We start from the raw sequence: 25,320 nt of genomic DNA, 5'->3' as shown, positions 1-25,320 counted from the left end.
TTATTATCGCGGTAGAACTTGAGTTCTGTGGAGATGCCGATCGGGAATTTCGGGTCGTCGTTACTCAACATCAGCCTTGCGGGAGTAGCGGCCGCGGTTGAAGAAACCTGTGTTACAAGTGCTAGAGTCAAGACAAGCGAAATAGTCAAGATCGGTCTCCTGTGCGTTTGGCCGGTGTGGCCCCATTCTAATCACGCAATGTCATGGACTCTATGAAAAACTATTGCTGGGTGACGGCGGAGGGTCAATTGTCCCTCCCAGCATCGTGGCCCCGGATGTGGGCCGGGGGGCGGCCTGAGGAGTGAGGGACCCTGAGACTACGGGTCAGGACGATGCTCTGGAGTCTGGTGCCGCTGGCCGTCGTCTTCGGCATCCAGGTACATCTTCGTCATCTATCTCGAGATCTACGGCTCCCAGGTCTCCCTCCTGTCGGTTGGCGAACCGGTTGCGATCTTCGTCCCAGGACAGCCGATCCGCGTCGTAACTGCGGATGCGGAAGTGAGCCTCGACGCGGGGACGAAGGCAGTCGTCACCCACGAATCCGCCTGGGATCAGGATTCGTGCTACCCAGGTCGTGAGATCGGTGTGATGATCGATGGCGGACCGCACATCGGGCTGAGGATAACGATCAACCGCGAGTATCTCCGAGAACAACGATAAGAGCCGTGAAAGGCCACCAACCGGAGATACGCGGAACGTCAGACTTAACGACGGCACCCATTTCGGTTTGGCCAGGAAGACCTTCGACATGACGAACGAGAATCTCGAGCCCTCGCTTTCCACCCTCGCCGCCGAGCTGGCATTTTGCAACTCGCGTGACCTACTTCGAGCTGCCGCGGGACTACAGCTCCATCCCGAGAACGCATGGCGCACCATCCGATTAGAGGCGCTCGCCCATGTCGCCGTGAGCCTACCCTACACGCCGGACAAGCCACGAATCAGCATGAACAGGTTGAAAGCAGTCTGCCGGTCGGTAGCTCTGGAAGCGTTGAGTCCGTACGAGGATCCCCTCAGTAATCCGTTTGTAGAGTCGCTCACGTTTTATGGAGGTTCCTTCCTGGTCTTCCCGGGGATCGTCGACGACGCCACTTTCATCCTCCGCCTCTTCATCGAGGGTGTGTTCTTCAGTCCACTCGAGATCGAACGACAGTATCTCTTACGAGGGCGGGCCCTTCTCTCCTCGGTCCTGGCCATCAGCGATGCCATGGCGAAGAAGGCGGGTATCGATCGTGGTTGCGAAGCCTCGGATCCTGCAAGCGATGCCATCGCAATCCCATTCGCCGACCGACTCGTTGTTCTAAAGAATGCAGTGTGTTTCAGCGAGAGCGAACTCCGCACGCTACTTGGAAAGCATAATGTCGAAATAGAAGATTTCGAGGCGCTGACGACTTCCGTCGGCTCCTCTGGGGCCGATGAATTCGTAGTCGCGAACGGCCCTCTCCTGATCCGTCCGATCGTCCGGGCCGGCGACAGATGGATCGTCGCTCTTCCAGGCTCGTTGCTATCCGCTTGCAGGCACGAGCTGATCCGACTCGCTCACGAGATGGGGGTTGCGAACCAACTGTCTCGCTGCTTTAGCCTCGCAGCCTGGCGCTCGGTTTGCTCTTCGCTCGAAATCCTGGACCACCAACAGCTCGACTGTCATCTCCCTCGACTCCCGGATGGCTTGGCTGAGGCGGTCGACGGCGTCTTCCAATTCGATCAGGGGAAGCTCGCCTATACACTCCTTGTCACGGACGCTCTCGAGGCGTACGACCCACAATCTCCTCATGGAGCGTGGCCGACCCCTGACTTTGATCCTCTGATCGACCAGCGTCTGGACGAAATCGAACGCTTCATCTTTACGGTCAGCGGCGACGTGCATGAAGTCTTTTTCCTAGTGGTTATCCAGGGCATCGGGCGTCTGGTCGCCATGGGGTTCGATCGGCCCAAAGGCCCCGTCTACTCCCAGTTCCTAAACCTGTCGGCTGCGGACCTCGAGACAATTGCTTTCCTCGAAGGAGGCAACTCCCTCGTCTTATGGAAGTACGCCAAAGCCTGCTCCCGGCTCCGCGACAAGACGCAAGTCATATGCATGGATTCTATCGATGAATTCTTGCTCTACCGGAAGACGGGGTACAACTTTTACATCTCTGACGAAGCAGCTCCGGATGTCCTATATATCCCTCCCGGCTCCGGAGAGTTGAAGAAGGAGGTCATCCGGCAGCGCGATTGGCACGCCGCACCCTCCACTAAGCGGGGATACTTCGTCGAGGTGACCTGCCTGCATGATTCGCGTGCCGTTCCGATTTATGTTCCGAGGAGCATCATTCATGGCCTCCCAGATCGGGCAACGGTGCTTGTCGAGGGGCTGCCCGTACCCGTGTGGATCGTGGGGGCCACGCGCCCGGGAGATCGCGATGTACGCCAAGCCTCCTTTGTCTTCACGGAATCTCTCGCCTACTGGATCTGGCAATTCACGCCTTGTCTCGTTCCTCTATTGCAGCGGGTTGAGCCGAGTGATCTAGTCCACATCGAATTGGCCTTCGACGGTGATTGGAGCGGAACGCCCGTCGAACTAGACCCAATGATTGCACCCGTCAGCGTCATGCCTCACGTCGAAGCATTGAAACTTGAGCTTACAATTCATCCTTCGTTCAATGACATGATGGGCGTGGAGGATAACCGCGGTGAGCGCGAGTTGATGCGCCTTATCCTGGAGGGTCTTCGCGCTTTTGCCCCAGATGAGGCGGAGCGGCTGCTCGCGGATCGAAAAATCGCGGAGTATATCGATTTTTATGCACCACTCGGCCGAAAGAAGAAAATACTCGTCTCGAACTCCAGCCACACCCCCATTCTCGATAAGCGGGGTCTCCCGTCATTACGCAAGGTCCAGGAAGCAGATGAGAACGAGCTGTTGGATGAAGCCGGCGAGTATCTGATCCAAGAGAAAGGATACCCTATCGCCCCGATCGCGAAGGATCGTCGTGTTGCTGTCCTGAATTCGGTCGTCCAATTCCTCTACTCGCCTGGCGAGATTGATCGCTTCGCTCAATCCCGTCGACTTGCTGGAAACCCTCGTTGCGAGACACGAGGCAGTTCTCCAAGAAATCGCACAAGTGCGGCTGACGATCCCGACGCGCCTCGAGTGTTTTAGTTCGATGGGCGAGATGGTCACCATGATCGGCCAGGAGCTGCCGGCGAGGAACAAGGCGGCGATGGCGGCCCGCTTCGTCCTCGAGTATGTGGCAGCCTGTCCGCCGCGTGGCATTCGTCCGCTCAGCATGGAGGTTTACGACCGCTTGCAGGCGCTCGCCGACGAGATCATTGATCACGGCCAACTCAGCGACTCTCTTCAGTTCAAATTGGCTGATTTTGACCTGGAGGTTCTTGGATCAAGGCGCCTCGGGATGGATCGCGGGCAGCTCGACAAGGTGAGGGAAGCATTCCTGCCCGTTCAGGCCCACGGTGAGATTATGCGGGCGCAGAGGGGTTTTCACCGCCATTGGCGGCCATCTGCTCCTGTTGATCCTCCCTCTTCCGAGCGTACGGACCTCGATGAAGCGGTCAGACTTGAATTGGGGTACTCCCTCCGAGAATTCCGCGACTTCTTGGTAGCAGCATCGTCAATCGGATTTGCCCGCTCGCCAAGAGTCTGCATCTTCGGCAAGCAGGAGCTCACCCGTGAATTATCCCGCGAACTTGGATGGACCGAAGGGAGAGTTGTAACCATGATGGACCACCTGTCTCTAGAACCTCGCCCCAGTTTTCTCGCCCCGCCGCGACCCAACCGAGCGGAGGACGTATACCCTTGGCGATTCAATCGCTCGCTGTCCTACCTTCGAAAGCCTTTTCTGGTGCGGCCGAGAGAGGGCGGTGACCATGAGGTGATCTGGGGGCCTCGCCAAGCCCTCGAAGCGTCAGTCTATCTCTTCATGATCTGTCTGACGGGTAGACTTCGGGCCCAGTCGCTCGAAATGAAGCAGGCAATCAGCCGGTATTTGAACGTTGAGAGCGAGTTGTTCAATGACCTCGTTGCCGACTTCTTCGAGCAAGATCTGGAGTTGGTAGTGAGACGACGGTTAAAGAAAATCGGATCTCGTAGAGGCCAACTGGAGCAACTCGGGGACATTGACGTCCTCGTCGTTGAACCGAAACGACGCACACTGGTCGTCATAGAGTGCAAGGACCTCGCAGGGGCGAGAACATTCTACGAGATGGGTAACGAGCTCCAGGAATTCTTCGTCGGGACAAATGGAAGACGGTCGATCCTCGACAAACATTCCCGTCGTGTCGAATGGGTGAAGAACAATCTCGATGCTGTCCTTGACGAACTCAGGATCACCGCAAAGGGCAAATGGTCGGTAGATTCACTCATCGTCGTTGACCACGAGTTGTTGTCGCCGTACTACCGTCAGTGCCCGGTGAAGATTGTGCCGTTCGAGCAATTGAAGAAGAGATAATTCAGGTTTGTTCCGGGCTCAGAGACGCGGAGTATCAGGGAGTGAACCTATGGTCCATGAACCGGGAATCCTGGACTAGGTATACACACCATCGCGATGATTTCCCCCCAGAGACGTGAATCAGGCTTCCGGCTCTCCAAGCCGCTGTGTTATCGGCTCGAGCTCACCACGACGGACTCATCGCCCGGATCGATTCCGGCAGCGAGGGCCAAGCGTCGACGACCTTCCGGAGTTCCGGCAGATGTCGTGGGCGAGCGTGGGGCGGTTGGATTGTAAACCATTGCTTAGCAAGGACTCATGGCGGATTCCGGAGAAAACATCATCCACGTGTCGGGGATACTTCCTGCCCCGTCCCGAATGGCATGAAGCTAAGCACTAACTCCTTGGCCCATAAGGTCGTTGCGAAGCTCCGCTCGTGGCTTTCTCAGGGAATGTCGCGTTCCGCCAGAAATGGTCAGTGAGCGAGTTGACAGTTTGAATGGATTGGGAGGCCCTGCCGTGGTTTGATGACATTCCGACCAAGGTAGTCATCATCACGGAAGGACCTCCCATGATCAACTTATCGCCTCGCGTCTGGATCCTCAACGCCGCCGCCGTCTTTTCTGGTCAGCACGGGGCTGTCACGCAACAAGCCGAACAGGCCGGCTGCAGCCGCGAGACCGTCTACGAGCACTCCCGCAAGGTCGAGCAGCGGCTCGCGGGCGAACCCACATCTGAGGACGTCGTCGAACTCCGTGAGGAGAATCAACGGCTCCGCGAGCGGATCGCCGAACTGAAACGCGAGGCCCAAGGCCGGATCCTCTTGAACAAGGCCAAACAACGCCAACTCACCACGGTCGCCTTCGCCATCGGGGTCAGCCTCCGCCAGGTCGAAGACCTGCTCGGCGTGCTCCTGGCCCCGGAGCAAGTCCCCGACCATTCGACCCTGGGGCGTTGGGTCCAGGACGCGGCCCGGCAAGCCGGCCAGGTGCTCAAGGCCCTCGACCCGGCGTGTGCGGCTCAGGTCCAGACCCTCGCGCTGGACGAGATCTTTTTTGGGGGCGGCCGACCTTGGTCGGGATCGAGCCGGCGAGCATGGCTGCCGTCTTTTGCCGGAACGCCAAGGACCGATCGGCCGCGACCTGGAAGACACAGTTGGAGCCATTCTCAGGTCTGGAATTCGCCGTCTCCAACGCCGCCAAGGGGATCGGCTCGGCGGTGACGCAACTGGCAAAGGGGCGTGCGATCGACTCGTCAGCCCCGGCCCTGACGCACGGTCTGGACGTCTTCCACACCACGATGGAGGCGAAACGGGTTCTCGCTCGACACTGGCGTGGCGCCGAGGCGGCGTGGGAACTGGCCGAGGCCGCCGCCGCCAAGGTCGCCGCCGCGAAACAACAAGGCATCGACGCCCGAGCCGCCGCGGCGGCCGCGCGGGCATCGTGGGCCCGCGCGATCGAGCGGTTCGACCAGGTCCAGCGGTTGGAGTCGGCCTGGGACCGGGTGCATGCGGCGCTCGACCTGTTCACCCCCGACGGTCGGCTCAACAATCGCGCCGGAGCCGCCTCCGAGATTGCCGAGGGGGTGAAGGACCTGACCGGCCCTGACTGGTCGAAGGTCCGCAATTTCTTGAACGACCCGCGGAGTCTGGCGTTCCTCGACCGGATGCAGGACCGCCTGAAGACTGCGGAGCCGGAGCCGCAATGGCGCGAGGCGCTGGCCTGGCGTTGGTGGCTATGGCACCGCCGACAGAAGGCCTCGGACTCAGCGACGGAACTGGTCCGCGCGGTGGGTCGGCACGGGACCTTGAGCGAACCGTCGCGAGCCGGTTACGCCCGTATCGCGGTGGTCTTGGAGGAGACGTTCCGAGCGAGCAGCGCGGTCGAGTGCATGAACAGCGTACTGCGGATGCACCAGTCGCGCCACCGCCGGATGACCCAGCCGATGCTCGACCTGAAGCGTCTGTACTGGAACACCCACCCGTTCCGCTCGGGCCCGAGAAAGGACGTCTGCCCGTACCAGCGGCTCGGCCTGAGACTGCCCAGTTACGACTTCTGGGAGTTACTCAAGTCCGATCCAACGGAGTTGATACAAAAACTGTCAACCACTGGAAATACGGAATGAGACAATCCCCATGATAGTTCAGAAAAGAATATCATAACTCTAAAGATTGAATCCATTTGCAATCTGTTCTCGCCGCGTTTCGAGTCGATTCTACACCAGCATTGCCGCCGGTATCCCGACAAATATCCGACACGCAGGCTGTTGATTGAAGCAAAACGTGCAGACATGCACGCAATCTAAATTAGAAACCTATGACGCGACAGCTTCACTCCAGAGGGTATCGTTGAGTGGAGCAACCTTGCGCTAGTCAAAGGGAACGCAACCCAAGCCGAGTTTTCGCTCACAATAAGGCGTGTTAGGTCGCGGGTGCGGGTCCCGGCGCCCACGAGGAATGGAGACTCAAACCTGAGAGGACTCCTCGGTTTAAGCGGACCGACGGCGTCCATCCCGCTGTCCTACCGTTCCGATCAGGCCAGCGAATCCTTCGCCCTCTCCAATAACGCTCCGAAATCCAGGTTCGCAGGGCAAGCCTCGCGGGCCGCGGCCAGGTCGGCATCGGTCCAGTTGCGGGCTTCGGGGGGAAGTGATGAGAACCTGTCGCGAGCTTCAGTCCGTGCCCCATGGCGTTCATAATAGGTCAGGTACCGAGTGATATCGCCGAGCGGGGCCCTCGTGCCCGCGGCGAGAGAGCAGCGGCCGTCGCAGTCGGGGCAGAGCGTGGGGGCGGAGGCGATGAAGGCGTCCCGCAGGCGGCAGATATCCGCACTTTTTAATGGCTCAAAAGAACGCGCTGCCCGGGTGTTTTCATTCACCTGATCGATGTTCTGCATCGACACACAGGCCATCGCAAACCGCTCGTCTGTCCAGATCGCGTGCAGGAGCGCCCCGTACGGAGTGATCCCCCGCTCGATCAGGTCGGGCGCCTTCTTCGCAACCTGGGCCAGGAAAGCGTCGGGGTTGGGCCCGGCGAGCTGCTTCATCGAGATCAGGCCGATGCCCGCGGCGTGGCAGCGGTCGATCGCCTTGTTCAGGCGAGTGTTCTTATCCAGCCATGCCGTATTCTGGATCATGACGACGTCGAAAACCTTCCCCTCGGCCGCGGCCTCCAGATAGTCTGCTCTGCGTCCGTCGTGACATGAGAACCCCACGAACCGGGCCTTGCCCGACTTCTTGATGGCCTCCACCGTGTCCTTCATCTCCTTGCTCTTCGGCCACTCGAGCGAGTTGGCAGGGTACTCGTTGCCGATGCCGTGGATCAAGAAGAGGTCGACATAATCGGTCCGCAGGGTGGCGAGCCGCCTATCGAGTTGGGCAATCAGATCCTTCGGCGCCTTCGGATGGTCCTTCGTGACAAGGAAGATTGACTTCCGGAGCGCGGGGTTCGAGTCGAGCCAGTCGGCGATGCCGGGTTCCGACCTGTATGTGTCGGCCGTGTCGATGCACCGGACGCCCTGGGCGTAGGCGTGGCGGAGGATCCGTCCCAGGCCCGACCCGCGGAACGTACCCAGGTTCAGGATCGTCACCTTCTCGCCCGTCCGGCCGAGCACACGCGTGGGCAATGCGTGGGCTTTCTCCTGGGCTTCCGCCGCTGGCGTCTGCGTCGCCGCGAGGGCTGCGACCGAACCGGACGCCCCGGCCTTCAAGAACCCGCGGCGGTGAGTGGAGAGAGGGTCATGCTCGGCCATAAAAATATTCTCCACGATAAGGGGCTCAGGAAACGGAGCGTTTCGGAGTATGGTGCACAGTCGGCTATTGGCACGCACCCGTCCATGACGAATCCTCGATCGCCAGACCTGTAGGTCATCGCGAGTTCCCTGCAAACGGGCCGGCGATCATCGGCAAAACAGATCATCTCTGAAGTCGACGGTGTGTTGTGGCCCTGGTCGCAGAGGATTCGACGTGATTGCCATGTCCAGTACGCGCATCGAAGGCTTCGACCTGACCCGGGGGCTCACGTTCCTGGAAATGGTTCCATGCCACCCTTTATCTGCGCTTTGTTATGCGACTATCTAAGTGCCCTGTTCGAATCGACATTACTTGCTGAGATCTTTGAGCCGGAGATTGCGGTACTCGTGAGCTCCATTTTCGCCTTGAAAGCCGAGATAGCCCCGCTTCAGCATATCCGCGGAGCTGGAGGTGGAAACCAGCTCGCCGTTCAATCGAACTTCAATTCTTGGTCCGACAATCTTGATTTCGTATTCGTTCCACTCACCCACGGGCTTGAGCGCCTTTTGCGTCAATTCGACGTTGAGATCATTCTTGGCGTTGAAGATCGTCGCCATGCGGCGCGTATTCTCAACCTGCACCTCGTACTTCCGATCAGGCCAGTTTTTGCCTTCCATGCCTGCTCGCAGAAAGACACCGCCATCCTGTTTGGGTTTCATGAAACGAAATTCCAGGCGCAGGATGAAATCGGCATATTCTTTGTCGCTACGAAGCCAGCCGTTGCCCTCGTTGTGCTTGATGACGCCGTCCTCAACCACAAACTTCGCGCCATTCATCAGTTGCCAGCCATCGAGCGTCTTGCCATCGAAAAGGCTGACGAATCCCTCTTCAGCCTTATTGGCGCCCAAAGAAACGTTCGGCACGCCCAAGAGGCACGACGCGGCAATGGCAACAATGGTTTGGACGACACTGCGTTTGTGCTGCGCGATCTTCACCTCGCTGAGGGTCGATCCTTACGATCAACCGAGATTTCCCGAATGACGGCTGAGCTTGACCGATTTGGTCACACGCCGCGTCACCTGTCATGGGATTACAGCAGGCTGGAACGGTCCGGTCAACTTGCCACCAGTTCGGAACCTCCCATCGTCTTCTCCTGCCATTCAAGACTGGCCTCTCAGCCATCACTGACGGCTTCTTCGCCGTTGTCCGGTGGCCGAGGAGCGTACCATCTTCGCTCTCGTCCTCACGAGACCGCGTAGATCATCGCCAGACCACCCTCAGACGGCCAGCGGGCTTGCTGGCAGACGCTCGATCCGATCCAAAATCGCCGCGAACAGCTTTTGAGGCACGGCCACCTCGGCCCGGCGTAGTTCACCACCCTGTTCCGGCTGTCGACGAAGCCTTAAGCAAGGGGCCGCCCGATCACTATGCGGGGTGGGCTCTCTATGCCTCCACCGCTCCGGCGATAGCCATGATCCTATTCCTGACGGAAGGCGTCAGGCGATGCCAGCTTGCGACGAGTCTCCGGAGTGCCACCCAGTCCCGCCCCCCTTCCGACAGCCCCCTAGTGCATTTTCCGCAAATGGTATCCAGATAAAGGCTTGCATTAAATATCCCACGGGTGCAATTCCCAACGCCTCGAAATTCAGGCTACTCGCGATCACTCGCAAGTCGTCGGAACCTTATGGGTATTTCATCTCGCCTGGTAGAGCCGGGCCAGCAGCCAGAAAGTGCCAGTCGGAATTGGCGCTGTCCCCCGCGAACAACTCTTTGCGAGGGCGGTATTTCTCCGTCAGACCCATGTCATCAAAGTTCGCGTCGATGTTGAGTCGTTCGGAGGCATCGTTCAATCCTATTCGCCGGCCTTGCTGGGTCCAGAACAAGTAGCCCTGCAGAATGGCCATTCAGAATGTCTGCACCAGGTGGCGAGCAGCGGGCGGTCGATGACCGCGAATAGCCCCGGCTCGATCAGATGGGGCTTTCCGTCGTTTTCCGTTCGACGTGAGCAGGGTCGGGCGGATCGCCGCTACCGGGGAGGGGCTGACCGAGCCGCCGGGCGGTCCCGCGTGAGTTGCCCGAGAGCGAGTTTTTCGGCCACGACAGGGGGAGCATTCACCGGCGCGTTGTGACCAGCCCGGTCGGTTCGATTTTTTTCCCCGGCGGATGGGTACACTTCCTCCTCTACCCGGTGACCTTCTTCATGACGTAGTGACGGCAACCCCCGCCAGGGCTTTCCCCCAACGTCGTCGGCCGGTCCTCGCTCCCCGGCAGAGCAAAGCAGACTCGGTGTGTATTCCCCTCGATCTCATAGATCCCGGGCGCGACCTTACCACGGTGCTCCCCTGACGTGGGGATGCTGTCGATCTCCTTGGGGCGCTTTGTCGGTTCGAGCCGGTATCGCCCCTCAAAACCGCCGCTGGGTTCGGTATAGCGGTACCGGTCCCCATCGATCACGAGTTGCACCGCGCCAGGCTGATCATCGGGCGTCATCGCCTCTTGCCTGTCGAAGTCAACTGCCACCCAGGTCCCCTAGAACGTCGCCAGGTCGTCCTGCGGTGATTCGTGGGCACAGAGCGATTGGATCAATCCCGACTGATTCCAGCAGTCTGATCCCTCGACCATCTTGCCGTCCTGGAAACGGAGCCAGGTCATGCCCCGGAACGTGACCTTCCGCCCGGTCGGGGCGACTCCCAGGCCATCGCCCAGGTGGGTCGCCTTGGCAGACCAGCGGACGACCACCTGATCCCCCTCGGCCACCGTCCCGTCAACGGTCATCTGCAAGTCAGGGAAGGCCGACAGGAAGGCGGAATGCACCCGCTCCTTGAATTCCTGCTTGCCCAGCAACGGGCCCGATTCGGAATAGCTGATGCTCTCGTCGGTCAGTAACTCGTCGATGGTATCCGTGCGCCGCTGGTTCCAAACCTCATCAAACCATCGACAGACCAGCTTGATGTTCTCGGTCGCCATCTTGATCCCCTTGGGTTCGCGGTGAAAAACCACGGTCCTAATGCTTGGAGGATTGGGCTCAAGCCCTCGGCTCGACTTTCACAAGACTACACGACGTATGAATCTCACGCATTAGTAATCGTCCGGAAACGGCAACTTCCCGAATCCGCGGAGCCTGGCGACACTGACCAGTTCGCGTTCGAGATTTCGTGATCGCACGATCCGACGGCTCATCGTTCATCACGCCCCGCCGCGTCACCGAAGTCGGAGGAGACGTGGCCAACGTCTTCTCCCGATCGATCCGCCGCCTCCGATTGCGCTGGTTCTTGAGTTTCCAGTTCATCGAGGGGTTGATCGTCGCCTCCGTCCTCCGCAATGATGCGCTCATCGGGTTCATGTCTTTCGATACAGCTTCGACCTTCGATCTGCGGAGTGAAAGGCGGGAAGTCCCTGGGCTCGTCGTTGGTCGCGAGTTCCGCAACCACCCAATCGGGGCATCGCTGGGCGAAAGCCATCATCACGAATCGGACCTACCATGCAATCCAATAGCCTCGACACGCATCAGAAGGCGGTTCAGATCAACCTGGACGACTCGAAATATGGCACCTTTGCCGAGATCGGCGCGGGGCAGGAAGTGGCGCGCTGGTTCTTCCGAGTCGGCGGCGCGGCGGGGACGATCGCCAAGAGTATCTCCGCTTACGACATGACCGTGTCCGACGCCATCTACGGCCCTTGCGGACGCTATGTCAGTCGCCAACGCCTCGAGACGATGCTCGACCACGAGTTCCGTTCCCTGGCCGACCACCTCGGCGCCAGACGGGGCGAAGGGACTCGCTTCTTCGCCTTTGCCGACACCGTCGCCGCCAAGAGCTACACCCGCAAAGAGGATTGGCACGGCTGGATGGGTATCCGGTTTCAGGCCAGCCCGGGTTCCGTCCCTTCCCAGATCATTCTCCACGTCAGTCTCCTTGACCGCGAGGCTGTCTCTCAGCAAGAGGCCATCGGAATTCTGGGCGTGAACCTGATCCACTCCGCGCTCTACGAGTCCGACCCACTGGCCACGGTCCGGCAACTCCTTGAGGGCCTTACCGGCCAACGGCTCGAGGTCGATCTGATCGAGTTTTCCGGTCCCACTTTCGCCCACGTGGACAATCGCCTGATGAGCCTCGAACTCGTCCAATGCGGGCTCTCAGGCGCGGCGATGTTCACGCCCGGCGGCAAAGTCATCCAGCCCGCCGAGGCGTTCCACAAACGTCCGATACTTCTGCTCCGCGGCAGTTTCCGACCAGTGACCAATGTCACCGTCGACATGCTCCATAGTGCCTTGGCACAATTCGAGCAAGAGCCGGCCAACCAGGGTGAAGACATCCTCGTCGTCACCGAGATGACTCTGAACAACCTGCTGCAAGGCGACGCCATCGACAAACGCGACTTCCTTGACCGTGTCGACATTCTTCGCACCCTGGGCCGGCCTGTCCTGATCTCGAACTTCGGCGAGTTCTACCGCCTCGCCAACTACCTCCAACGTCATACTTCAAAGCGAATCGGCCTGGTCATGGGTGTACCGACGCTCTGCCAGGTCTTCGAGGAGAGATACTACACCGACTTGGCCGGCGGCATCCTCGAATCCTTCGGCAGATTGTTCAAGAACGACCTGAAGGTCTACGCATACCCGGGCCTGGATGCCGAGTCCGGGGCAATCGTCACGGCCAACATGCTTCGCGTGGCCCCGAACCTCCAGCACCTCTATAACTTTCTGGTCGAGAACCAACACGTCCAGGCGCTCCGCGACTTCAACACAGAGTACCTCAGTATCAACTCTCGTGAGGTCTACCGGCGGATGCGGGAAGGGGATCCCAACTGGATCCACGAGGTGCCTCCAGGAGTGGCGCTGTTGATCTGCCAAGACCACCTGATGGGATATGATCCCGACTTGTTTACAAATTGATTACAATTCGAGGCCCAGGTCTGATCCCAATGCCAGTACACCGTCCAACAGCCTCGAGCGAGCTCCGAATGGGCCGCACTCGAAGCAAAATGGCAACACATCAACATGTCAAGTAGAACAGACAAACCAAATCACCACTCTCAACCTAAAGAATTAGGAAGGATTGGGCGATAATTCAGGATAGTGTGATTTGGTCCGCTCTTTCCTCTCAGGGAATCGAGTAGGAAGAGTGGTTCAGGGCCGCCACAAGCCTGACGAGTTGGTGCATGAGCATGCTTTCTATTTTGAGTCGGATCTGCGGCAAACGGCAGGGGAACCGCCAAAATCAGGTCCGGATCGCGGTCGTCAGCACGCCGAGGTGTGGAAACACCTGGTTTCGGCTCATGCTGAACCACGCCTACCAATTCAATCGGCATGATCATGGCGAATTGCACCTCTACAATCCGTTCGAGACTCCGTGGTCGACCCTTCCCGATCGCTGCGTGATGATGACCCACTGGCATCGCGTTGAGCCCCTCGTCTCTCTTCTCAAAGAGCATAGGTTCGTCGTCGTGACCCTGACTCGCCATCCCCTTGATGTCCTGCTCTCGATTCTTCAATACTCGCCTTGTGAAGGATCGTTGCGCTGGCTCGAAGGAATGGACGGCGATGAGCGGCCGATTTTTCATACCACGCCCCAGAGTGAGGCATTTCTGCGATACGCGACCAGTTCCCGTGCGCAGGCATTACTGGCCGTGAGCGCCCAGTGGTGGACGGCTCCGGGGTGTCATCGGATCCGTTACGAAGAGCTCGTCCAAAACCCGGTGCAGACGCTCTCCCGACTCGCAAGGAAACTTGGAGCTCCCCCCAGCGTTCCCTTTGAGGAGGCGGTTGAGGCCAACAAACTCGAGCAACTCCAGACGACCGAGCGACAACGCGGGCAAATACCGGCCAAGCATTTCTGGCAGGGGAAACCGGGCCTCTGGAGAAGTCTTCTCACGGCCGACGCTGCGCATCAGATTGCTCAAGCCCACAGCGCGGTCTTCTCGACGCTCGGCTACTCGTGCGATCCTGACGTTGCGCTGGATGAGTCCACGGCAACCCGCAACTGGCTGAGGCTCGGTGCGGCCGGATCACAAAAATTCGCTTCCAGTCACCGTGTCCCCGCGTAAGCCGATCACTCTCTCGCTCCACTCCACTCCGGACGTCAATGATCCTTGGCGGCCTTCCCGGTCATCGGCACGAATTGAACAGCGTCGATCACTTTCGTGAGATTTCCCTGCTCGGTCTTGGTGATCACCACGAGGTTTTGGACACCCCGGCCGACAGGAGCGACAAGACGACCGCCGACGCGGAGTTGGTCGAGGAGCGGCTTCGGAACCCGCCCCGGCGCGGCGGTCAAAACCACCGCGTCAAAGGGGGCTTGCTCGGGCCAGCCGTCGTAACCGTCCCCAATGCGGACATGGATGTTGCGATAGCCTAACTGCTTCAGAAGCAACTCGGCCTGCCGGCCCAACGCCGGTACCACTTCGATGCTATACACCTCGCCGACGCAGGCGGCCAGGACCGCCGCCTGATAGCCCGAGCCCGTCCCGACCTCGAGGACCTTCATACCTCGATTGGGGCGGATCGCCGCGGTCATCACGGCCACGATAAAAGGCTGCGAGATGGTCTGCCCCTGACCGATCGGAAGGGGGCGGTCATCATAAGCCCATGCCTGGAGCGCTTCGGGAACGAACCGGTGACGCGGGATACTCCGCATGGCCGACCGCACCGCAGGGTCGGTGACGCCCCGACCCTCAATCTGCATGACAACCATCTGCAGCCGGCGCGACTGGTGGTCTGCGGCCTCGCCCGAATCCGTCCCCAGAGCGAGAATTCCGTAGGAGACCACGAGCCATCCAAAGACGGCCCCAACAGGGCCAGTCGAAGTCCCGATGAGCTTTCTCATCAATGCCGCCCCGGCGCCAGGACTGATCAGCCGACGACGATCTGGTTCTCGACGCGCGCCGGCGATTCCGCCAGGTCGAGGGCGGCCTCTTGCGCTAACTGCTTTGCGTGGTAGGTTCGACAACGCCCTTGAAGCACTACCCTGTCGCCCGTGCAATTGACTCGGAGATCGTAGATTCGGCCGCCCGCTCGATGTTCGATCTGACGCTCAATCACCTGCGCGCGAGCAGAATCTTGGGGTCCGAACGCGTGGCTCGTGTCCACCACGCAGCCCGTGTCCAAATTGATGGCATGGCCTAACATGAGATGAACCTCATCGTGACATCACGGTAGAGCGTCCTCCCTCAGTCCGCCTGGAAATGGTGCGGATACTGGGGAGCTATGCCAGGCGTGATCGCCAATGGCCCTGATATCATGATCGCTGGATCTTTTGGGTGATCTGAACCAGTAACTCAGCACTTCTGCTCGTCCCCTTCATGATGCTCGCAGGAGACACGGGTGTCAATAAATCTATTCAGATTCAACTGATTCGACTCATCTCATTGGGTTGTATCATGCATGCCAGCCATGGCTCGGGTTACAATCCACCCAGAGGCACTGGCATGCGAAAATCACCATCGACCTGCAAGGTCACTGTTCAAGGTCTGGGCGAGCTCTCGCTTCGCGGCCAAGCGAAAGTGAGGGGGGCAGAATGTGCGCATCCCATAGGTGCATCGCTCTCGCCTGACTGGCCTGAGCTCCTGAGAACGCGGCCCTCAGGGGCGGTCGACGTTCCCTCGGCCGCTTGCGTGGGGACGGCCCCTGGCACGTTCGAGCAGGGTGTGATGGCCTCAAGTAAGTCGACGACGACTCGAGGCCAGTTGCTCCGGCAGTCGGATTGTTTTGAGACCTTCACGCGAACCAGATCGGCGGTGAGCCGACCAATACCGAAGCAGGGCTGAGCAACCGGGTGAAACAGGTTCCGGGAAAGTCGTAGGCGGATCAGACGTCAGAAGTGGCGAAACAAGAGAGCGTGGCACGATCTCGATCACGTTCCCGAGCCGAAGCCGCATTCCTCGATTAGGATACTGCCGGATGATAACCCGTCGTGAAGCCGAGGCTCGAGCTGGCCCATCAATCAATCAATCAATCAATCAGCCTCTTGACATAACTTCCAACTGATTCCACACAACAGTTCTTTGGCTCCGTGCACTAACTCGCGGTCGATCGAGCGGTGGGGAATACTCCGTGGGTCTCGGCGAATGATGTCGGCCAAGAGCATGACCACGGGGATGGGTGCTTGATCGGACAGCCGCACGACCGGGCCTTCAGGAGGATGAGCCCGGAGAATTCCCGATAAGTTGTAGACTTGGGTCCGGAATTGGACCTCGGCCGCGGCGTAGCGCAGGGCGAGGTCTGGAGACGTGGTGGGGTCGTTGGCTAATTCCCATGCCGCCACCGTCAAATGTCGTGCCGCACACTGCCACTCCACGTCTCTTTGTACCAGCGATGGCGACGGGCCCTCCTGCAAGGGACCGTGAGGCCCTTGGGGATTTTTCCTTAAGGAATTCATAACATCCTCATCTCACTAGGTCCCTCAACCGCGTGTTGATTCCGGCCGCTCGAGGGAACCTTTTGCGCCGCGATCTACCTGCTGGCGTTCGTACGCGAGAGTTCTGGGCCCGCAATCCACGCCCACAATACCGCAAACGCCGACTCGGTGACAACGGCCTGTCGTCCTCAGGAGATCGAGGATTCGTGAAAATGTCGGTTGCCTTGGGTCAGCCAAAACTTCAAGTCGACGGCCCGACCGCGGCCGAACCAGATTTGCAAATGAGAAAGCTCCGTGTCGGTTCGTCGCTTGGGGCCGACGAACCGACACGGAGCTCTCGTTCAAGATCAACGGGAATGCCCCAGGAGTTCATGAACAGGCCGAGTCGAACCTCCTGAATTCATGAAATGGATGGGCGGGCACGCTGCGCTTTGCCCGCCCATCCAAGACCAAAATTTCATGCCGACTCAGTTCGGCCTGTCGAAACTTAATCCCGGCCGATCCCTCACTCAACTCAGTAGGAGTCGGCGCTGACCACCTCGCTGCCCCTCGTCGTCGAGAGCGCACGCCAGACGGGGAGACCGATCGAGTTCTTGATGAACCGGACGGAGCCATCGCCCATCGTGGCATTCACACCGCCGGAATGCCGGCTCCGGACTCCGTTAAGCCTGGGCAAGGTGGCGGTCGGTGCAACGCAGGGTGGATTTGACTGATAAGGGTAAACGCAATACGCCTGGCTCTCGGGCACGTCGGGGAGCGTGGAGTTGGGTGCCAGCCAACTTGTGAAACTCGCGGCACTTCCCCACCAGGAAAAACCGCGGAGATCGTACGACGCGCTATACTGACCCCCGGTTCCTGTCCCGACAACGATCTCCGACGTGAGCAGAGTATTGCTCAGCCCATCCGAGATGCCGGAGAAACCAATGACCTTCTGCCCTCCCATGCCGGCAGCGGGAGTATTCATGTCGGTGAACGGAGCTCCACCGAACACGTAGGTAATGCCGCCGAAATCAAAGGAGGCCGGTTGCGCTGTGTGCAAGTTGCCGTAGTTGACGACGTAGTTCTGCGACGTCACGTTGTACTTGATGGTGCCCACCGTCGGCCCAATCCCCGTCAAGCTTGTGGCACTACCATCGCTTGGGCACATATACGCATTCACTCGAGATGAAGTCACCGTGCCGTTGGCGACGCCACCGTAGCGCAAGGGAGCATCATACTGGCCTTGGTAGTAGATGAGATCGCCGCCGAAGTTCCAGGCATTGAAGAGTGCTTGTTGTTCAACTTGAGGAAGAAGGAACACCAGCCACGTCCCCCAGCAGCACGACTTTTGACCGGGTGGCAGCGAATTATTGCTGCTCTCGTAGTTATGCATCGCCAACCCGATCTGTTTCAGGTTGTTGACGCATTGCGACCGGCGTGCCGCCTCGCGCGCCGCTTGCACGGCTGGGAGCAGCAGGGCGATCAGAACCGCGATGATCGCGATGACAACCAATAATTCGATGAGGGTGAAACCAACACGCTGTTTCCTCATAAACGATTCTCCTGAAAGGAACCGGGAGAGGAGAACAAAACGACACATCGAACAAACATAACGATAGGGTCGAGACCGAACCGTTATGAACGCAGCTTGACTGTTATTTCCCCACGGAAGCGCTGGTCAGGTTGAATTCGTAGACATTCTTGCCGCCGGACTTCACGTCGGCCGTCAAGAGCGACTCCTTATTGTATTGCGACGGGATCGCCTCTTTGGCCAGGACCGGAGGCATACCGGGCATGTCGTTGGTCTTGTCCACGACCGTTTCCGGCTTGTCGCCCGTCGAACTGATCACGATCTTATACTTGCCGGGAACCAGGCCCTGATCTTTCGGAATCGAATACTTGCCGTCGACAATGACTCCCCCCCCCTGGGTGGGAATCTCGGAGTCGGAAGGAAGAAAGGTGATGAGCCCCTTGGCGAGCGGCTTACCCTCGATGGCCACCGATCCCGAAACCGATTCACGCGGCAGGTTGTCAGCACTGCCACAGCCCACCAAGTGAGTGGACAACGTGAGCGTGGCGAAACCAGCGAAGACAATCGATCCAGTCCGTGCGTGGTTCAACATCACTATCAGGACCTCGATAGGCGGGTTGGAGCGCCGTCGCATTCCATTGCTAAATCGACGCATCTTGAATTCGCGTCTTTGATCCCTGAGCGGGCATAGTGAGAGGCTTATGTTTTTCTAATACACGAACACCAACCAGTCAAGGGTCAACTCTTCGCAAATCATGATTTAATCAGCGAAGATATTAGGTGAAATCTGAGGTTTCCCTTCAATTCGAATCATCGACCGAAACCATGATACCATGCGTGAATTCCTCTAATTCTTTCATCTATGTCGTATTCTTGGATTCCATTCTGCTTCCACCATTCTCCTTGGTTCACAGCAAAGGCCACCCGTGCCATGCACGCATTGAAATCCATGAACCGACCGCGTTGGATGCGTCGGGCGACGCGAACCAACAAGGCCATTGCATCATCACACGCAGATTTCTTAATCCACGTCTATGTAGATATTCCTAGACTATTACTCCCGAGATTCCGATCACGCCCCTGTGGACACGACAAAGCCAAACAGCCATGACCCTCCGCAAAGAAATGGGGGGGGGGCATGGCCGCTTGGGGAATCCCTCGGTCTTAAATTCGATCGTGAGGTTTCGGGGCGTGCCCTCCAAGGATACGATGATTCGGATCCGTCAGATTGCGTGCATCGCGATGGCAAGGGACTTCTCGAAGCGACGCGGGACAAGATCGCGAGTGGATGGACATGGGTCGACCACTTCAGGGCGTGTCCGATCTTGAGGATCGCAACCTTTCCGGGTCGTGAAATACCATGCCTGCCAAATCCTCAACCATCAAATACCTCACGATCGTCACGCTCATTTTGTCAATTTCCTATATTATTCATGGCTATCGCAATGCGCTTTGGTTGCCTCGTGGTTCGAACGATCTGCGGCTCCGTTACAAAGAACAACAATATATTCTGAAGCGTACGAATCCGAATTTAGTGTACGAAGTGCTCAGAGGGTATACCGGTGCAACGCAAATCGAGATCGACCCGGCTATTGACCTGAGCGCGGGAGGCGGAGGCTATCCCCCATGGGCCTATTTCACCAACCTTTTTCTTGTGCCGGTCATTCCCTGGTCGATGACCAAGATCTATTTCGCCTTGCTCAACGGAATCTCCCTGGGTGTGATCGCCCATTTCGCCTTTCGAGTGATCCGCCCCCACGGCCGTTTGCCTGCGATTGGCATGGCGACTTCGGTCTTGGCCATGGGCGGGAATTCGTTCGCGCTGGGTACCGCCCAGTACGGGCTCATCGTCAACGCCTTGATCGTGGCGATGGCCGATTGCAACCGGCTCGATCGGCCTGTCTTGGGGGGGATGCTCTACGGGATTTCCCTGGTGAAGCCCAGTATTTCCGCCCCTTATCTTTTCATGCTCGGAGCGCGACGGCGATGGGTTACGATCGGGGTGGCCGGCCTCTATGTGCTGATCGCGAGCGGGGTCATCTGGTGGATGACCGGTTCCGACCCGTTCACGATGCTCTTGCAGATGCTCGACAGCGCCCGGGCTGGCGGTGGGACCGGCGGTTCGACAGCCTACGGTCCTGTCAACATCGCCCTGCTCTGCGAGATTCCGGAGTCCGTTGCCATGGTCGGCACGGCGGTCACCGGCCTTGGTTTCTGTTTCGTATTAACCTGGATCTTTCGCGACTCGCAGGCGTTCATCCAACTCGCGATCGCGTCCACGATGGGCTACTTCTGGACGGTGCATCGCGCGTACGACGATGTCATGCTCGTCTTTCTCCTGATTGCGCTTGGCGAGCTTGCCCTCAGAGACCGTCGCTCCGGTAGCTCCGCCATGTTCTTGCTGGCTGCCATCCTCTTCTGGGCCCCCCCCTCTGTCTCCGAGAACGCGTACTTTGGATACTTCAAGGTCTCGGTCTGGGCATGGGGGCTTGCCTATTTGTTGGCCCGCGACAGAACGCTGCGGCCGGGACCGACGGGTTCCCGTCCGACGCCTCCCTGAAAGCAGGTCCGAATCCCATTGGTCTCCGCCTCGGGCGGCGATGCCCTCGACGCGGACTGTGGCGGCCCGTGGGCTGGCGAAATCATCCCAGAAGTTCGATCAGAATATCGCAGAGATAATCCTGGTCTTCCTCGGTCAGCGACGGGTAGAGCGGAAGGGCCAGGCATCCCGACCAGATCCGCTCCGCTTCGGGGAAATCCGCCGGACTGAGCGGATAGTGATCGCGGTAGTAGCTGAGCCGGTGGAGCGGCTTGTAGGGAACCGAGGTACCGATCCCCCGCTCCGTGAGAATCTCGATCAAACGGTTCCGGCAGAGCTTGGCTGTCGGCCGCACAACCAGCACGAAGAGATGCCAGGCATGGTCTTCGAACGGGACGCGGACGATCGGCAGGTCAATGTCCTCCAGGCCGGCCAATCGCTCAAAGTAATGGGTCGCGAGCCGTTGCCGCCGGTCGCGCATCAGGGCGGCCCGCTCCAACTGGGCCAAGCCGATGGCCGCATTGATGTCCGGCATATTGTATTTGAAGCCGGGGGCCACAACGTCGTACTCCCAGGAGGGCGTTGCCTCGGTGAACCGGCTCCAAATATCCCGGTCGATCCCGTGGAGCCGCATCACCCGCACTCGGGCGTCGATCGCCGGGTTGTTGGTCGTCAGCATCCCGCCTTCACCCGTCGTGATCGTCTTGTTCGCGTAGAAGCTGAAGCAGGTCGCGTCACCAATCCCTCCGATCATCAGGGACTCACAACGCGTCGGGAAGGCGTGGGCCGCGTCTTCAACCACCCGGAGCCCCGATCGACGGCAGATGTCGAGGATGCCAGCGCGACCGTTCCCGCCAAGCATCAAAGCCGGTTGCCCGGCATAGTGGACCACCATCAACGCCTTCGCACGCGGGTGATGTTCGACGGCGTCGAGGAGGATTTCCGGTGTGATCAGGCCCGTGCCATATTCGACGTCAACCAGGACCGGGTCGGCACCAAGGTAGCGAACAACTTCGGCGGTCGCCGTGAAGGTCATGGTTGGCACAATGACCTCGTCGCCCGGCTTCACATCCAACGCCTCAAGTGCCAGGTGCAGAGCCGAGGTGCAGGAGTTCACGGCGCAGGCGAACCGTGCCCCGACGGCCTCGGCGAAGTGTCGCTCAAAATCATGGGCTCTGGACGCGGTCGTTAGCCAACCGCTTTCCAGTACGTCCTTGACATAGGCCAGTTCATTCCCGTCACAGGAAACGCGGCAAAACGGGATGCGCCGCAACGGCGCGGGAGCCAGGCTCTTGGTCGTCATCACTTCCCCTTCACAAGTGGATAATATCGGTTCCCCCGGTCTGGAGAATGTCGGTGGCCGGATCGCCAAATCAGCTCGCTTCGTCCACGTCCCCCTTCGATGGAGTCTCACCGTGGAATGGGCCCTTGGCGGGTGCTCACCTGGCCACAACAGGGCGAGTCTTGCCGGTCGTCCGGGCGATCGGCCTCGATCGAAGGTCGGCCCACAACCTCACGGAGCAGACCTCCGACAACGGCGAGCCCCGTTCTCCAGAGGATCGAGACATCACCCGCAAAGGTCCGGGTCCGCACATAGGCCTCGTACATATCCAGCTTCCTCGGCAGGATCTGCTCCCTGTACGTCGTCTCGGGGTCAGGGCAGGAGGCAAGGTACCGCTCCTCGTGACGGTAGACGAGCGATGCCGGATCGGTGATCCCAGGTCTCACTGAATGCACCATCGACCATCGATTTTTGTCAACGAAGACCCACATCCTCACCTCAGGTCGGGGCCCGACGAGTGACATATCGCCCCGGACGACATTCCAGAGTTGGGGGAGTTCGTCAAGTTTGGTCGCGCGGAGGAACGCACCGACCCTCGTCACGCGTGAGGTGTCTCCCGCGTCGAACGCCCCTGCCTCGCTCCCTGCTCGAACGCTCATCGTGCGGAATTTCAGAAGGATGAAATCCCGGCCACCCCGGCCGACCCGAATCTGCTTGAACAAAACCGGGCCGTGAGAGCTCAAGCGGACGGCAACGGCGATGAGGAACAGCACGGGCATGAGCAACACAAGGGCCAGGATGGCCACGACCAGGTCAAAGGTTCGTTTCACCATCACCTGTCCGAGGGATCAGCCCCGGCTCCCGGAACCGCAACTCCGCGGACTGGAGGGAACTCCATTATCGACTCCCTGCTCGGGCTACGAACCAAAGTCATAAATTCTCATGCTTCGTTTCATTGATTCATTCTGAGATTCTCGAATTCCGACCGCCTCTGGAAGACTTTCTGCTCAGGAGTCAACTTGCAGATCACCGACTGGAATTTCCCGTTGGCCGTGCGAGGAATCGAATCGACCGGTTCCAGGACGATCTCGACGGCTCCGAGTCGCGTCTGAAGCTGCGAGACAATCATCGCCCCCCCCTCCGGGGTATAGTCTGCCGCGGGAATCAACTTGACGACGATTCGCTCTGGAGTCTCCTGAATGATCTGCGTCTCGAGGACCGGAAGGTGAGATTTGAGCGCGGGATCCAGTCGCCCGACCGCTCGGCCATCGGCCATGTAGAGGATGTCGGAGACTCGGCCCTCGACCGAGTCAAGGATCGGAAGGGTTCGACCGCACGGGCAGATTCCCCCGCTGGCAGCGAGCCGACCACGATCGCCGACCCGGTAACGGATCAAGGGCATGTCGAGGTTGAGCAGGCCCGTAGTGACCAACTCCCCACTCCCGTCTTCAGCACCGGCTTCGTCGCCGATTACCTCGAGCCACCCCACCTCGGGCCAAAGGTGGAGCCGTCCGGCGGGGCACTCGCTTGCCGCGGCCACGGCCTCCGACATGCCATACGTTTCTCGGAGCGGGCATCGGAAGGCGGCCTCAATTGCCTGACGTTGGTAATCGAAGACCGGTTCGGCATTGGCCAGAATGACGGTCATGCCGAGGTCGTCCCGCTTCTCGGCCAACATGCCAAGGGCCAGTTCGTAGAGTGCGGACGTGTAACCGAGCAGATAGCGAATGCGATACCGCCGCAGCGCATCGAGGTAATCCGCCACGAGGTCGGGCGCGAGGTGAAACGCCGACATATAGAGTTGGTTAAGCGCCTGGTTCCAGACCCAGAACGGCGGCCGGCGACTCTTTACCGAAGCAACCACCTGGCCCCCCACAATGGCCCAGCGGGTGTGGCGAGACACGCCGTTCCAGACCCGCAATCGGGCTTCAAAGAGGGCGTACCAGGATCGGACCATGGCGCGGTTCCACCACAGTTCGAGGGGTGTCCCCGTCGATCCGCTGGTCTGTTCGAGGATCATCCGTCGTGGGTCACAATCGTCAGCGACGAATGCCGCGGGCGACGCGCGCAAGGCGCCTTTTTCCAGGAGCGGCCAGTTCGCCAGGTCGTCCCAGGAGCGATGGTCCCCGCGTCGTCGCCGGCTCGCCCAGAGTTCTCGATAATAAGGGACTTGGGTCGCCGCGCGGTGAAGGACGAGTCCCAGGCGCTCGCGCTGCCAGTCGTCCCACCGCTTCGCGCTCCACGACTCTCGCTCGAGAGCCTCGGCAACGAGTTGGTCGGATTCCGGTCCGTAACGCCTCTGGCGGAGAACATGGCCCCGGGCCGTGGCGGCCAGGACGCGAAGTGGGTAAGGAAGCTTGTGATAGAGAGCCAGTTGACCAGGTGTCATGGCGGCATCACTTTCCTGAGAGCGGCGTTCTCAAGGGGCCGAGTCAAGACCGTCATCGCCGGGCGAACGCCGCGGTGAAAGACCACAAAGTCCAGCAGCCCCGCGGCAAAGCCCAAGGCGTAACCCGCGTGAAACAGGAAAAAAACCACGGGCAAAATCGGCAGTAATTCTCGTCCGGACGTGTAGGCCGCCCGGGCCGAAAATCCCAGGCTGAGCAACCCGTAAAAACCCAGTAATCCGACATAAAGCAGGCCCAGGGACCAATGCACCAACCCCGCCACCCAGCCGGTGGCCGCAACGGCGAGGCACAGAACCGGCACGAGGTGACGAAGTGAGGCCGGACGCCGGTGCTTCTGGATGACGCGGACCTTCCAGTAACCATACTGGCGGTATTGCCGGAAGAGGGCCGAGAGCGAGGAACGGGGACAATACCAGCTCTGGATCCGAGGCGATTGCCAGAGCCTTCCACCCGACCGGACCAAGCGGAGGTTGAATTCATCGTCCTGGTCGCGAACAAGTTCCTCGTCGAAGAGGCCGATTCGGGCAAAGACGCTCTTGAGCCAGCAACCCAGGTAAATCGTGTCGACAGGCCCGTTGTGTTCGGGGTCATGGCAGGGTGCGCCCCCGGCGGAGAAGGGCGATCGGAAGGCGGCCGCGATCGCTCGCGAGATGTACCGGTCCCCGCGAGCCACCCAGGGGCCCCCGACATTATCCGCGCCGGTCGTTACCAGGGTATCCACGCACTCCTTGATGTAATTCGAGGCGTATTCCGTATGAACATCCATCCTGACGATGATCCCCCCCTTCGCGGCCCGGATCGCCGCGTTGAGGCCACTCGACACAAAGCGATCGGGATTATCGATGAGGATCACCCGCGGATCGTGATCGGCGACCGCCTGGATCGTCTCCCGCGTTCCGTCATCACTCATTCCATCCGCGATCAAGTATTCATAAATTTGCCCTCCAGAAGCATCCTCCTGGGTGAGCAGGTGCCGGAGAAACTTGTCGATTCGGCCGGCCTCGTTGCGGCAGGGGACGACCACGGACACGATTCCGTCCGGTCGCATGCTTGCTTCGAGCATGGCAGTTCGACCTC

21 protein-coding genes are annotated in these 25,320 nt (G+C 59.5%); 7 read left to right on the top strand and 14 right to left on the bottom strand.

All coding sequences use genetic code 11. From position 1 onward, the window contains the following. Positions 1-498: 498 nt before the first annotated feature. The 4 genes from V5E97_RS15515 to V5E97_RS15500 all read left to right on the top strand — a co-directional run bounded on the left by V5E97_RS15515 (position 499) and on the right by V5E97_RS15500 (position 6,545). Entirely contained in the window at positions 499-660 is a 162-nt protein-coding gene (locus tag V5E97_RS15515; RefSeq protein ID WP_406700214.1) for a hypothetical protein, read from the top strand. Positions 661-1,204: 544 nt separating this feature from the next. Further along, complete coding sequence (locus V5E97_RS15510; protein WP_406700213.1) at positions 1,205-3,136, top strand: hypothetical protein; 1,932 nt, start codon at positions 1,205-1,207, stop codon at positions 3,134-3,136. Between the two features lie 4 nt (positions 3,137-3,140). After that, entirely contained in the window at positions 3,141-4,442 is a 1,302-nt protein-coding gene (locus V5E97_RS15505; protein ID WP_406700212.1) for a hypothetical protein, read from the top strand. 1,074 nt (positions 4,443-5,516) lie between these two features. After that, on the top strand, positions 5,517-6,545 hold the full coding sequence (locus V5E97_RS15500) for a hypothetical protein (RefSeq protein ID WP_406700211.1): 1,029 nt from the start codon (positions 5,517-5,519) through the stop codon (positions 6,543-6,545). A gap of 407 nt (positions 6,546-6,952) precedes the next feature. On the opposite strand, the gene V5E97_RS15495 is transcribed toward V5E97_RS15500, so the two are convergent. From V5E97_RS15495 to V5E97_RS15475, 5 genes are all read right to left on the bottom strand, one after another. Continuing rightward, positions 6,953-8,170 carry an aldo/keto reductase gene (locus V5E97_RS15495; RefSeq protein WP_406700210.1) on the bottom strand — a complete coding sequence of 406 codons (1,218 nt, stop codon included), beginning with the start codon at positions 8,168-8,170 and terminating at the stop codon, positions 6,953-6,955. Positions 8,171-8,518: 348 nt separating this feature from the next. Further along, positions 8,519-9,145 (bottom strand): 3-keto-disaccharide hydrolase, encoded by a 627-nt coding sequence (locus V5E97_RS15490; RefSeq protein WP_406700209.1) that lies wholly within the window; start codon positions 9,143-9,145, stop codon positions 8,519-8,521. Between the two features lie 687 nt (positions 9,146-9,832). Then, on the bottom strand, positions 9,833-10,054 hold the full coding sequence (locus tag V5E97_RS15485) for a hypothetical protein (protein ID WP_406700208.1): 222 nt from the start codon (positions 10,052-10,054) through the stop codon (positions 9,833-9,835). Between the two features lie 277 nt (positions 10,055-10,331). Continuing rightward, a complete protein-coding gene (locus V5E97_RS15480) occupies positions 10,332-10,670 on the bottom strand; it encodes a TIGR03067 domain-containing protein (protein WP_406700207.1) in 339 nt (112 codons plus the stop codon). Positions 10,671-10,679: 9 nt separating this feature from the next. After that, a complete protein-coding gene (locus V5E97_RS15475; RefSeq protein ID WP_406700206.1) occupies positions 10,680-11,117 on the bottom strand; it encodes an ester cyclase in 438 nt (145 codons plus the stop codon). Positions 11,118-11,631: 514 nt separating this feature from the next. Here V5E97_RS15475 and V5E97_RS15470 point away from each other — a divergent pair. Then, positions 11,632-13,044 carry a TonB-dependent receptor gene (locus V5E97_RS15470; protein WP_406700205.1) on the top strand — a complete coding sequence of 471 codons (1,413 nt, stop codon included), beginning with the start codon at positions 11,632-11,634 and terminating at the stop codon, positions 13,042-13,044. A 266-nt stretch (positions 13,045-13,310) separates the two neighbouring features. Beyond that, complete coding sequence (locus V5E97_RS15465; protein ID WP_406700204.1) at positions 13,311-14,195, top strand: sulfotransferase domain-containing protein; 885 nt, start codon at positions 13,311-13,313, stop codon at positions 14,193-14,195. 35 nt (positions 14,196-14,230) lie between these two features. On the opposite strand, the gene V5E97_RS15460 is transcribed toward V5E97_RS15465, so the two are convergent. From V5E97_RS15460 to V5E97_RS15440, 5 genes are all read right to left on the bottom strand, one after another. Further along, positions 14,231-14,974: a protein-L-isoaspartate(D-aspartate) O-methyltransferase gene (locus tag V5E97_RS15460; RefSeq protein WP_406700203.1), complete on the bottom strand. Its 744-nt coding sequence runs from the start codon at positions 14,972-14,974 to the stop codon at positions 14,231-14,233. A gap of 26 nt (positions 14,975-15,000) precedes the next feature. Continuing rightward, a complete protein-coding gene (locus V5E97_RS15455) occupies positions 15,001-15,276 on the bottom strand; it encodes a phospholipid-binding protein (RefSeq protein WP_406700202.1) in 276 nt (91 codons plus the stop codon). An 826-nt stretch (positions 15,277-16,102) separates the two neighbouring features. Further along, the gene (locus V5E97_RS15450) at positions 16,103-16,411 is read right to left on the bottom strand and encodes a hypothetical protein (RefSeq protein ID WP_406700201.1); all 309 of its coding nucleotides are present in this window, start codon (positions 16,409-16,411) and stop codon (positions 16,103-16,105) included. Positions 16,412-17,018: 607 nt separating this feature from the next. Next, on the bottom strand, positions 17,019-18,035 hold the full coding sequence (locus V5E97_RS15445; protein WP_406700200.1) for a DUF1559 family PulG-like putative transporter: 1,017 nt from the start codon (positions 18,033-18,035) through the stop codon (positions 17,019-17,021). Positions 18,036-18,138: 103 nt separating this feature from the next. Further along, complete coding sequence (locus V5E97_RS15440) at positions 18,139-18,606, bottom strand: hypothetical protein (RefSeq protein ID WP_406700199.1); 468 nt, start codon at positions 18,604-18,606, stop codon at positions 18,139-18,141. A 768-nt stretch (positions 18,607-19,374) separates the two neighbouring features. On the opposite strand from V5E97_RS15440, the gene V5E97_RS15435 reads away from it, so the two are divergent. Continuing rightward, positions 19,375-20,574, top strand: a complete 1,200-nt coding sequence (locus V5E97_RS15435; RefSeq protein WP_406700198.1) for a glycosyltransferase 87 family protein — start codon at positions 19,375-19,377, stop codon at positions 20,572-20,574. 82 nt (positions 20,575-20,656) lie between these two features. Here the strand turns inward: V5E97_RS15435 and V5E97_RS15430 are convergent, their stop codons facing one another. The 4 genes from V5E97_RS15430 to V5E97_RS15415 form a co-directional block, all read right to left on the bottom strand. Then, entirely contained in the window at positions 20,657-21,856 is a 1,200-nt protein-coding gene (locus V5E97_RS15430) for a DegT/DnrJ/EryC1/StrS family aminotransferase (RefSeq protein ID WP_406700197.1), read from the bottom strand. Positions 21,857-21,963: 107 nt separating this feature from the next. Continuing rightward, complete coding sequence (locus V5E97_RS15425; RefSeq protein WP_406700196.1) at positions 21,964-22,668, bottom strand: sugar transferase; 705 nt, start codon at positions 22,666-22,668, stop codon at positions 21,964-21,966. A 119-nt stretch (positions 22,669-22,787) separates the two neighbouring features. Continuing rightward, a complete protein-coding gene (locus V5E97_RS15420; RefSeq protein WP_406700195.1) occupies positions 22,788-24,224 on the bottom strand; it encodes a phenylacetate--CoA ligase family protein in 1,437 nt (478 codons plus the stop codon). Beyond that, entirely contained in the window at positions 24,221-25,306 is a 1,086-nt protein-coding gene (locus V5E97_RS15415; protein ID WP_406700194.1) for a glycosyltransferase family 2 protein, read from the bottom strand. The genes V5E97_RS15420 and V5E97_RS15415 overlap by 4 nt, the downstream gene beginning before the upstream one ends. Between the last annotated feature and the right edge of the window lie 14 nt (positions 25,307-25,320).

The organism is Singulisphaera photorubra, from assembly GCF_045290345.1.
In the GTDB taxonomy this organism is placed as follows: domain Bacteria; phylum Planctomycetota; class Planctomycetia; order Isosphaerales; family Isosphaeraceae; genus Singulisphaera.
This window is presented reverse-complemented; position numbering and strand designations above follow the sequence as displayed.

Coding starts and splice junctions, on each gene's coding strand:
- V5E97_RS15510 (WP_406700213.1), top strand. CDS start 1,205: ATGGCGAAGAAGGCGGGTATCGATCGTGGTTGCGAAGCCTCGGATCCT.
- V5E97_RS15505 (WP_406700212.1), top strand. CDS start 3,141: ATGGGCGAGATGGTCACCATGATCGGCCAGGAGCTGCCGGCGAGGAAC.
- V5E97_RS15500 (WP_406700211.1), top strand. CDS start 5,517: ATGGCTGCCGTCTTTTGCCGGAACGCCAAGGACCGATCGGCCGCGACC.
- V5E97_RS15495 (WP_406700210.1), bottom strand. CDS start 8,170: ATGGCCGAGCATGACCCTCTCTCCACTCACCGCCGCGGGTTCTTGAAG.
- V5E97_RS15485 (WP_406700208.1), bottom strand. CDS start 10,054: ATGGCCATTCTGCAGGGCTACTTGTTCTGGACCCAGCAAGGCCGGCGA.
- V5E97_RS15475 (WP_406700206.1), bottom strand. CDS start 11,117: ATGGCGACCGAGAACATCAAGCTGGTCTGTCGATGGTTTGATGAGGTT.
- V5E97_RS15470 (WP_406700205.1), top strand. CDS start 11,632: ATGCAATCCAATAGCCTCGACACGCATCAGAAGGCGGTTCAGATCAAC.
- V5E97_RS15465 (WP_406700204.1), top strand. CDS start 13,311: ATGAGCATGCTTTCTATTTTGAGTCGGATCTGCGGCAAACGGCAGGGG.
- V5E97_RS15460 (WP_406700203.1), bottom strand. CDS start 14,974: ATGAGAAAGCTCATCGGGACTTCGACTGGCCCTGTTGGGGCCGTCTTT.
- V5E97_RS15455 (WP_406700202.1), bottom strand. CDS start 15,276: ATGTTAGGCCATGCCATCAATTTGGACACGGGCTGCGTGGTGGACACG.
- V5E97_RS15445 (WP_406700200.1), bottom strand. CDS start 18,035: ATGAGGAAACAGCGTGTTGGTTTCACCCTCATCGAATTATTGGTTGTC.
- V5E97_RS15440 (WP_406700199.1), bottom strand. CDS start 18,606: ATGTTGAACCACGCACGGACTGGATCGATTGTCTTCGCTGGTTTCGCC.
- V5E97_RS15435 (WP_406700198.1), top strand. CDS start 19,375: ATGCCTGCCAAATCCTCAACCATCAAATACCTCACGATCGTCACGCTC.
- V5E97_RS15430 (WP_406700197.1), bottom strand. CDS start 21,856: ATGACGACCAAGAGCCTGGCTCCCGCGCCGTTGCGGCGCATCCCGTTT.
- V5E97_RS15425 (WP_406700196.1), bottom strand. CDS start 22,668: ATGGTGAAACGAACCTTTGACCTGGTCGTGGCCATCCTGGCCCTTGTG.
- V5E97_RS15420 (WP_406700195.1), bottom strand. CDS start 24,224: ATGACACCTGGTCAACTGGCTCTCTATCACAAGCTTCCTTACCCACTT.
- V5E97_RS15415 (WP_406700194.1), bottom strand. CDS start 25,306: ATGCTCGAAGCAAGCATGCGACCGGACGGAATCGTGTCCGTGGTCGTC.